Origin of the sequence: Streptomyces sp. NPDC060028 (assembly GCF_042736725.1) — a bacterium.
In the GTDB taxonomy this organism is placed as follows: Bacteria; Actinomycetota; Actinomycetes; order Streptomycetales; family Streptomycetaceae; genus Streptomyces.
The window spans coordinates 19,622-27,624 of the sequence record NZ_JBHWVJ010000098.1; the positions used below are offsets into that span (position 1 = coordinate 19,622).

Below are 8,003 nucleotides of genomic sequence, written 5' to 3' on the forward strand. Positions count from 1 at the left end.
GTTGCCCCGCGGCCGGGTCCGGAGATGATCCGCACGGAGCAGGGGGCCTTGACGAACGGGACGCGGCGCGCAATTCTCAGACCCGTCGCCAGCTCGACCGGCCCGATCCGAGATCCGAGGCATGGATCGGGTCCACATCGGGCATGGATCGACTACGAAGAGGGCAGTACTGATACGCGCTCTGTGTGCGAGAGCCGAAGTGTTGGACGCGTTGGACGCAGTGTTGGAACGACATGGGGAAGGCCTGTTGCCGGTTTCCGGAAACCTGGTCTGGACATCAGTGAGCCAAGTGGCTACACTGACCCTTTGCGCTGCCTGTTAGCTGCCCCCTGCCCGTCGCCAGGGGCATGCCCACGCATGAGCACACTTGATTGATTAGCCCTGACCTGGCTTTTTTGGCCGGATCGGGAGGGTCGTTCTTCTGTGTCAGCTGGGACCGGTACGCGCGTAGTGAGTCCGAGCCCTCGGAAGGACCCCCTCTTGGCCGCCTCGCGCAACGCCTCGACCAATACGAACAACGGTGCCAGCACCGCCCCGCTGCGCATCTCCTTTGCAAAGATCAAGGAGCCCCTCGAGGTTCCGAACCTCCTGGCGCTGCAGACCGAGAGCTTTGACTGGCTTCTCGGCAATGCTGCCTGGAAGTCTCGCGTCGAGTCGGCGCTTGAGAGTGGACAGGACGTCCCCACCAAGTCCGGTCTGGAAGAGATCTTCGAGGAGATCTCGCCGATCGAGGACTTCTCCGGGTCGATGTCGCTGACCTTCCGCGACCACCGTTTCGAGCCGGCGAAGAACTCTGTCGACGAGTGCAAGGAGCGCGACTTCACGTACGCGGCTCCGCTGTTCGTCACGGCCGAGTTCACGAACAACGAGACCGGAGAGATCAAGTCTCAGACGGTCTTCATGGGCGACTTCCCGCTCATGACCAACAAGGGCACCTTCGTCATCAACGGCACCGAGCGTGTCGTCGTGTCGCAGCTTGTCCGTTCCCCCGGTGTCTACTTCGACTCCTCCATCGACAAGACGTCCGACAAGGACATCTTCTCCGCCAAGATCATCCCGTCCCGGGGTGCCTGGCTGGAGATGGAGATCGACAAGCGCGACATGGTCGGTGTCCGCATCGACCGCAAGCGCAAGCAGTCCGTCACCGTTCTCCTGAAGGCTCTCGGCTGGACCACCGAGCAGATCCTCGAGGAGTTCGGCGAGTACGAGTCCATGCGCGCCACCCTGGAGAAGGACCACACCCAGGGCCAGGACGACGCGCTGCTCGACATCTACCGCAAGCTGCGTCCTGGCGAGCCGCCGACCCGCGAAGCTGCTCAGACGCTGCTCGAGAACCTCTACTTCAACCCGAAGCGCTACGACCTCGCCAAGGTCGGCCGCTACAAGGTGAACAAGAAGCTCGGCGCCGACGAGCCGCTCGACGCCGGTGTGCTGACCACCGACGACGTCATCGCGACGATCAAGTACCTGGTCAAGCTGCACGCCGGTGAGACCGAGACGACCGGCGAGTCCGGCCGTTCGATCGTCGTCGAGACCGACGACATCGACCACTTCGGCAACCGTCGTCTGCGCAACGTCGGCGAGCTCATCCAGAACCAGGTCCGCACGGGTCTGGCTCGTATGGAGCGCGTCGTCCGCGAGCGGATGACCACGCAGGACGTCGAGGCGATCACGCCGCAGACCCTGATCAACATCCGGCCGGTCGTCGCCTCCATCAAGGAGTTCTTCGGCACCAGCCAGCTGTCGCAGTTCATGGACCAGAACAACCCGCTGTCGGGTCTCACCCACAAGCGCCGTCTGTCGGCGCTCGGCCCGGGTGGTCTGTCCCGTGAGCGGGCCGGCTTCGAGGTCCGTGACGTTCACCCGTCGCACTACGGCCGCATGTGCCCGATCGAGACCCCTGAAGGCCCGAACATCGGTCTGATCGGCTCGCTCGCGTCCTACGGCCGCGTCAACGCGTTCGGTTTCGTCGAGACCCCGTACCGCAAGGTCATCGACGGTGTCGTCACCGACGAGGTCGACTACCTGACGGCCGACGAGGAAGACCGCTTCGTCATCGCCCAGGCCAACGCCGGCCTGTCCGACGACATGCGCTTCACCGAGAACCGCGTGCTGGTGCGCCGTCGTGGCGGCGAGATCGACTACATCGCCGGCGACGACGTCGACTACATGGACGTCTCCCCGCGCCAGATGGTGTCCGTCGCGACCGCGATGATCCCCTTCCTGGAGCACGACGACGCCAACCGTGCCCTCATGGGCGCGAACATGATGCGCCAGGCCGTTCCGCTCATCAAGGCGGAGGCCCCGCTCGTCGGCACCGGCATGGAGTACCGCTGTGCGGTCGACGCCGGTGACTCGATCCGTGCGGAGAAGGACGGTGTCGTCCAGGAGGTCTCGGCCGACTACATCACCGTCGCCAACGACGACGGCACGTACACCACGTACCGCGTCGCCAAGTTCTCCCGCTCGAACCAGGGCACCTCGGTCAACCAGAAGGTCATCGTCAACGAGGGTGACCGCATCATCGAGGCGCAGGTCCTCGCCGACGGTCCTGCGACCGAAGAGGGCGAAATGGCCCTCGGCAAGAACCTGCTCGTGGCGTTCATGCCCTGGGAAGGTCACAACTACGAGGACGCGATCATCCTGTCGCAGCGCCTCGTACAGGACGACGTCCTCTCCTCGATTCACATCGAGGAGCACGAGGTCGACGCCCGTGACACCAAGCTGGGCCCCGAGGAGATCACCCGGGACATCCCGAACGTCTCCGAGGAGGTCCTCGCGGACCTCGACGAGCGCGGCATCATCCGCATCGGTGCGGACGTCGTCGCCGGCGACATCCTGGTCGGCAAGGTCACGCCCAAGGGTGAGACCGAGCTGACCCCGGAGGAGCGCCTGCTCCGCGCGATCTTCGGTGAGAAGGCCCGCGAGGTGCGTGACACCTCGCTCAAGGTCCCTCACGGTGAGATCGGCAAGGTCATCGGTGTCCGCGTCTTCGACCGCGAGGAGGGCGACGAGCTTCCTCCGGGCGTGAACCAGCTGGTCCGCGTCTACGTCGCCCAGAAGCGCAAGATCACCGACGGTGACAAGCTCGCCGGCCGCCACGGCAACAAGGGTGTCATCTCCAAGATCCTTCCGATCGAGGACATGCCCTTCCTTGAGGACGGCACGCCGGTCGACATCATCCTCAACCCGCTGGGTGTCCCGTCCCGAATGAACCCGGGACAGGTCCTGGAGATCCACCTCGGCTGGCTCGCCAGCCGCGGCTGGGACGTCTCCGGTCTGGCCGAGGACTGGGCCGAGCGTCTGAAGGTCATCGGTGCCGACCGCGTCGAGCCCGGTACCAACGTCGCCACCCCGGTGTTCGACGGCGCCCGTGAGGACGAGCTCGCCGGTCTCTTCGAGCACACGCTCCCGAACCGCGACGGGGACCGCCTGGTCCTCCCGTCCGGCAAGGCGCGTCTGTTCGACGGCCGCTCCGGCGAGCCGTTCCCGGAGCCGGTCTCGGTCGGCTACATGTACATCCTCAAGCTCCACCACCTGGTCGACGACAAGCTCCACGCCCGGTCGACCGGTCCGTACTCGATGATCACGCAGCAGCCGCTGGGTGGTAAGGCGCAGTTCGGTGGCCAGCGCTTCGGTGAGATGGAGGTGTGGGCGCTTGAGGCTTATGGCGCCGCTTACGCCCTCCAGGAGCTGCTGACCATCAAGTCCGATGACGTCACCGGCCGCGTGAAGGTCTACGAGGCCATCGTCAAGGGCGAGAACATCCCCGAGCCGGGCATTCCCGAGTCCTTCAAGGTGCTCATCAAGGAAATGCAGTCGCTCTGCCTCAACGTGGAGGTGCTGTCCTCGGACGGCATGTCCATCGAGATGCGCGACACCGACGAGGACGTCTTCCGCGCGGCGGAGGAGCTCGGTATCGACCTGTCCCGGCGTGAGCCGAGCAGCGTCGAAGAGGTCTGACGGGCCTGACGGGGGGCTCGCTCAAGAGCCCCCCGTCATCCCCGGGACCGTTCAGACCATGATTGAGACTCGACCCCGAAAGAGGGATTGACGCACAGTGCTCGACGTCAACTTCTTCGACGAGCTGCGGATCGGCCTTGCCACCGCGGACGACATCCGAACCTGGTCCCACGGCGAGGTCAAGAAGCCGGAGACCATCAACTACCGCACGCTCAAGCCCGAGAAGGACGGACTCTTCTGCGAGAAGATCTTCGGTCCGACCCGGGACTGGGAGTGCTACTGCGGCAAGTACAAGCGTGTCCGCTTCAAGGGCATCATCTGTGAGCGCTGTGGCGTCGAAGTCACGCGCGCCAAGGTGCGTCGTGAGCGGATGGGCCACATCGAGCTTGCCGCTCCCGTCACCCACATCTGGTACTTCAAGGGCGTCCCGTCGCGCCTTGGCTACCTGCTGGACCTCGCGCCGAAGGACCTCGAGAAGGTCATCTACTTCGCCGCGTACATGATCACGTTCGTGGACGACGAGCGCCGCACCCGCGACCTTCCGTCGCTGGAGGCGCACGTCTCCGTCGAGCGCCAGCAGATCGAGAACCGCCGTGACGCGGACCTCGAAGGCCGTGCCAAGAAGCTCGAGACCGACCTGGGCGAGCTTGAGGCCGAGGGCGCGAAGGCCGACGTACGCCGCAAGGTGCGCGAAGGTGCCGAGCGCGAGATGAAGCAGCTGCGTGACCGCGCCCAGCGCGAGATCGACCGCCTCGACGAGGTGTGGGCCCGCTTCAAGAACCTCAAGGTCCAGGACCTCGAGGGCGACGAGCTGCTGTACCGCGAGCTGCGTGACCGCTTCGGCACGTACTTCGACGGTTGCATGGGCGCCGCCGCGCTGCAGAAGCGCCTGGAGTCCTTCGACCTCGAGGAGGAGGCCGAGCGCCTCCGCGAGATCATCCGTACCGGCAAGGGCCAGAAGAAGACCCGTGCGCTCAAGCGCCTCAAGGTCGTCTCCGCGTTCCTGCAGACCAGCAACAAGCCCAAGGGCATGGTTCTGGACTGCGTGCCGGTGATCCCGCCGGACCTGCGTCCGATGGTGCAGCTGGACGGTGGCCGCTTCGCGACCTCCGACCTGAACGACCTGTACCGCCGCGTGATCAACCGCAACAACCGTCTGAAGCGTCTCCTCGACCTCGGTGCCCCCGAGATCATCGTGAACAACGAGAAGCGCATGCTTCAGGAGGCCGTGGACGCCCTCTTCGACAACGGTCGTCGTGGTCGTCCGGTGACCGGTCCCGGCAACCGTCCGCTGAAGTCCCTGAGCGACATGCTCAAGGGCAAGCAGGGTCGATTCCGTCAGAACCTTCTCGGCAAGCGTGTGGACTACTCCGCGCGTTCCGTGATCGTCGTCGGTCCGCAGCTGAAGCTGCACCAGTGTGGTCTGCCCAAGGCCATGGCGCTGGAGCTCTTCAAGCCGTTCGTGATGAAGCGCCTGGTCGACCTGAACCACGCGCAGAACATCAAGTCGGCGAAGCGCATGGTCGAGCGCGGCCGCACGGTCGTCTACGACGTGCTCGAAGAGGTCATCGCCGAGCACCCGGTTCTGCTGAACCGTGCGCCCACGCTGCACCGCCTCGGCATCCAGGCCTTCGAGCCCCAGCTGGTCGAAGGCAAGGCCATCCAGATCCACCCGCTCGTCTGCACCGCGTTCAACGCGGACTTCGACGGTGACCAGATGGCCGTGCACCTGCCGCTCTCCGCGGAGGCGCAGGCCGAGGCCCGCATCCTGATGCTGTCCTCGAACAACATCCTCAAGCCGGCCGACGGCCGTCCGGTCACGATGCCGACCCAGGACATGGTCCTCGGTCTGTTCTTCCTGACCACCGACGGTGAGCTCCGTGACACCAAGGGCGAGGGCCGCGCGTTCGGCTCCACGGCCGAGGCGACCATGGCGTTCGACAACGGCGAGCTCGCGCTCCAGTCGCAGGTCGACATCCGCTTCCCGGTGGGCACCATCCCGCCGCGCGGCTGGGTGGCGCCGGTGGCCGAAGAGGGCGAGCAGGAGTTCCAGCCGGGCGACAGCTTCCGTCTGAAGACCTCGCTGGGCCGTGCGCTCTTCAACGAGCTGCTGCCCGAGGACTACCCGTTCGTCGACTACTCGGTGGGCAAGAAGCAGCTCTCCGAGATCGTCAACGACCTGGCGGAGCGCTACCCCAAGGTCATCGTGGCGGCGACGCTCGACAACCTGAAGGCGGCCGGCTTCCACTGGGCGACCCGTTCGGGCGTCACCGTGGCCATCTCCGACGTCGTCGTGCCCGAGGCCAAGAAGGCCATCGTCAAGGGCTACGAGGAGCTGGACGAGAAGGTCCAGAAGCAGTACGAGCGCGGTCTGATCACCAAGGACGAGCGCACGCAGGAGCTCATCGCGATCTGGACCAAGGCGACCAACGAGGTTGCCGAGGCGATGAACGCGAACTTCCCCAAGACGAACCCCATCTTCATGATGGTTGACTCGGGTGCCCGAGGAAACATGATGCAGATGCGACAGATCGCCGGTATGCGTGGTCTGGTGTCGAACGCGAAGAACGAGACCATCCCGCGTCCGATCAAGGCGTCCTTCCGTGAGGGCCTCACCGTTCTGGAGTACTTCATCTCCACGCACGGTGCCCGTAAGGGTCTGGCGGACACCGCCCTGCGTACCGCCGACTCGGGTTACCTGACCCGTCGTCTGGTGGACGTCTCGCAGGACGTCATCATCCGCGAGGAGGACTGCGGCACCGAGCGCGGCCTGAAGCTGAAGATCGCCGTTCGCGGCGAGGACGGCGTGCTGCGCAAGGCCGACGACGTCGAGACCTCGATCTACGCCCGCATGCTGGCCGAGGACGTCGTCATCGACGGCAAGGTCATCGCGCCGGCCAACGTCGACCTCGGTGACGTCCTGATCGACGCCCTGGTCGCCAACGGCGTCGAGGAGGTCAAGACCCGCTCGGTCCTGACCTGTGAGTCCGCGGTCGGCACCTGTGCCTTCTGCTACGGACGCTCGCTCGCCACCGGCAAGCTGGTCGACATCGGTGAGGCGGTCGGCATCATCGCCGCCCAGTCCATCGGTGAGCCCGGTACCCAGCTGACGATGCGTACCTTCCACACCGGTGGTGTGGCCGGTGACGACATCACGCAGGGTCTGCCGCGTGTCGTCGAGCTCTTCGAGGCCCGTACGCCGAAGGGTGTCGCCCCGATCTCCGAGGCCGCCGGCCGCGTGCGGATCGAGGAGACCGAGAAGACGAAGAAGATCGTCATCACGCCCGACGACGGCAGCGAGGAGACGGCCTTCCCGATCTCCAAGCGCGCCAAGGTCATCGTCGGCGAGGGCGACCACGTCGAGGTGGGCCAGAAGCTCACCATGGGTGCCACCAACCCGCACGACGTGCTGCGCATCCTCGGCCAGCGTGCCGTCCAGGTCCACCTGGTCGGCGAAGTCCAGAAGGTCTACAACTCGCAGGGCGTGTCGATCCACGACAAGCACATCGAGATCATCATCCGGCAGATGCTGCGCCGCGTGACGATCATCGAGTCCGGCGACGCGGAGCTCCTGCCGGGCGAGCTGGTCGAGCGGTCGAAGTTCGAGACCGAGAACCGTCGTGTGGTCACCGAGGGCGGTCACCCCGCCTCCGGCCGTCCGCAGCTGATGGGTATCACCAAGGCCTCGCTCGCGACCGAGTCGTGGCTGTCGGCGGCGTCCTTCCAGGAGACGACCAGGGTTCTGACGGACGCGGCGATCAACGCCAAGTCCGACTCCCTGATCGGCCTCAAGGAGAACGTCATCATCGGTAAGCTCATCCCGGCCGGTACGGGCCTCGCCCGCTACCGCAACATCCGGGTCGAGCCCACCGAGGAAGCCAAGGCCGCGATGTACTCGGCCGTCGGCTACGACGACATCGACTACTCGCCCTTCGGCACCGGCTCCGGCCAGGCCGTCCCGCTGGAGGACTACGACTACGGCCCGTACAACGGCTGAAGTCCCAGGTAGCAAGCAAGAAGCCCCCCGCCGCTCCGAGAGG

At 65.5% G+C, this 8,003-nt stretch carries 2 protein-coding genes; both read left to right on the top strand.

The window, feature by feature from the left end; all coding sequences use genetic code 11:
* Positions 1 to 480: 480 nt before the first annotated feature.
* Positions 481 to 3,963, top strand: coding sequence for a DNA-directed RNA polymerase subunit beta (rpoB, locus tag ACFWBF_RS32440; protein ID WP_385608176.1), 3,483 nt, complete (start codon positions 481 to 483; stop codon positions 3,961 to 3,963).
* A gap of 97 nt (positions 3,964 to 4,060) precedes the next feature.
* On the top strand, positions 4,061 to 7,960 hold the full coding sequence (locus tag ACFWBF_RS32445; protein WP_385608178.1) for a DNA-directed RNA polymerase subunit beta': 3,900 nt from the start codon (positions 4,061 to 4,063) through the stop codon (positions 7,958 to 7,960).
* Positions 7,961 to 8,003 lie beyond the last annotated feature (43 nt).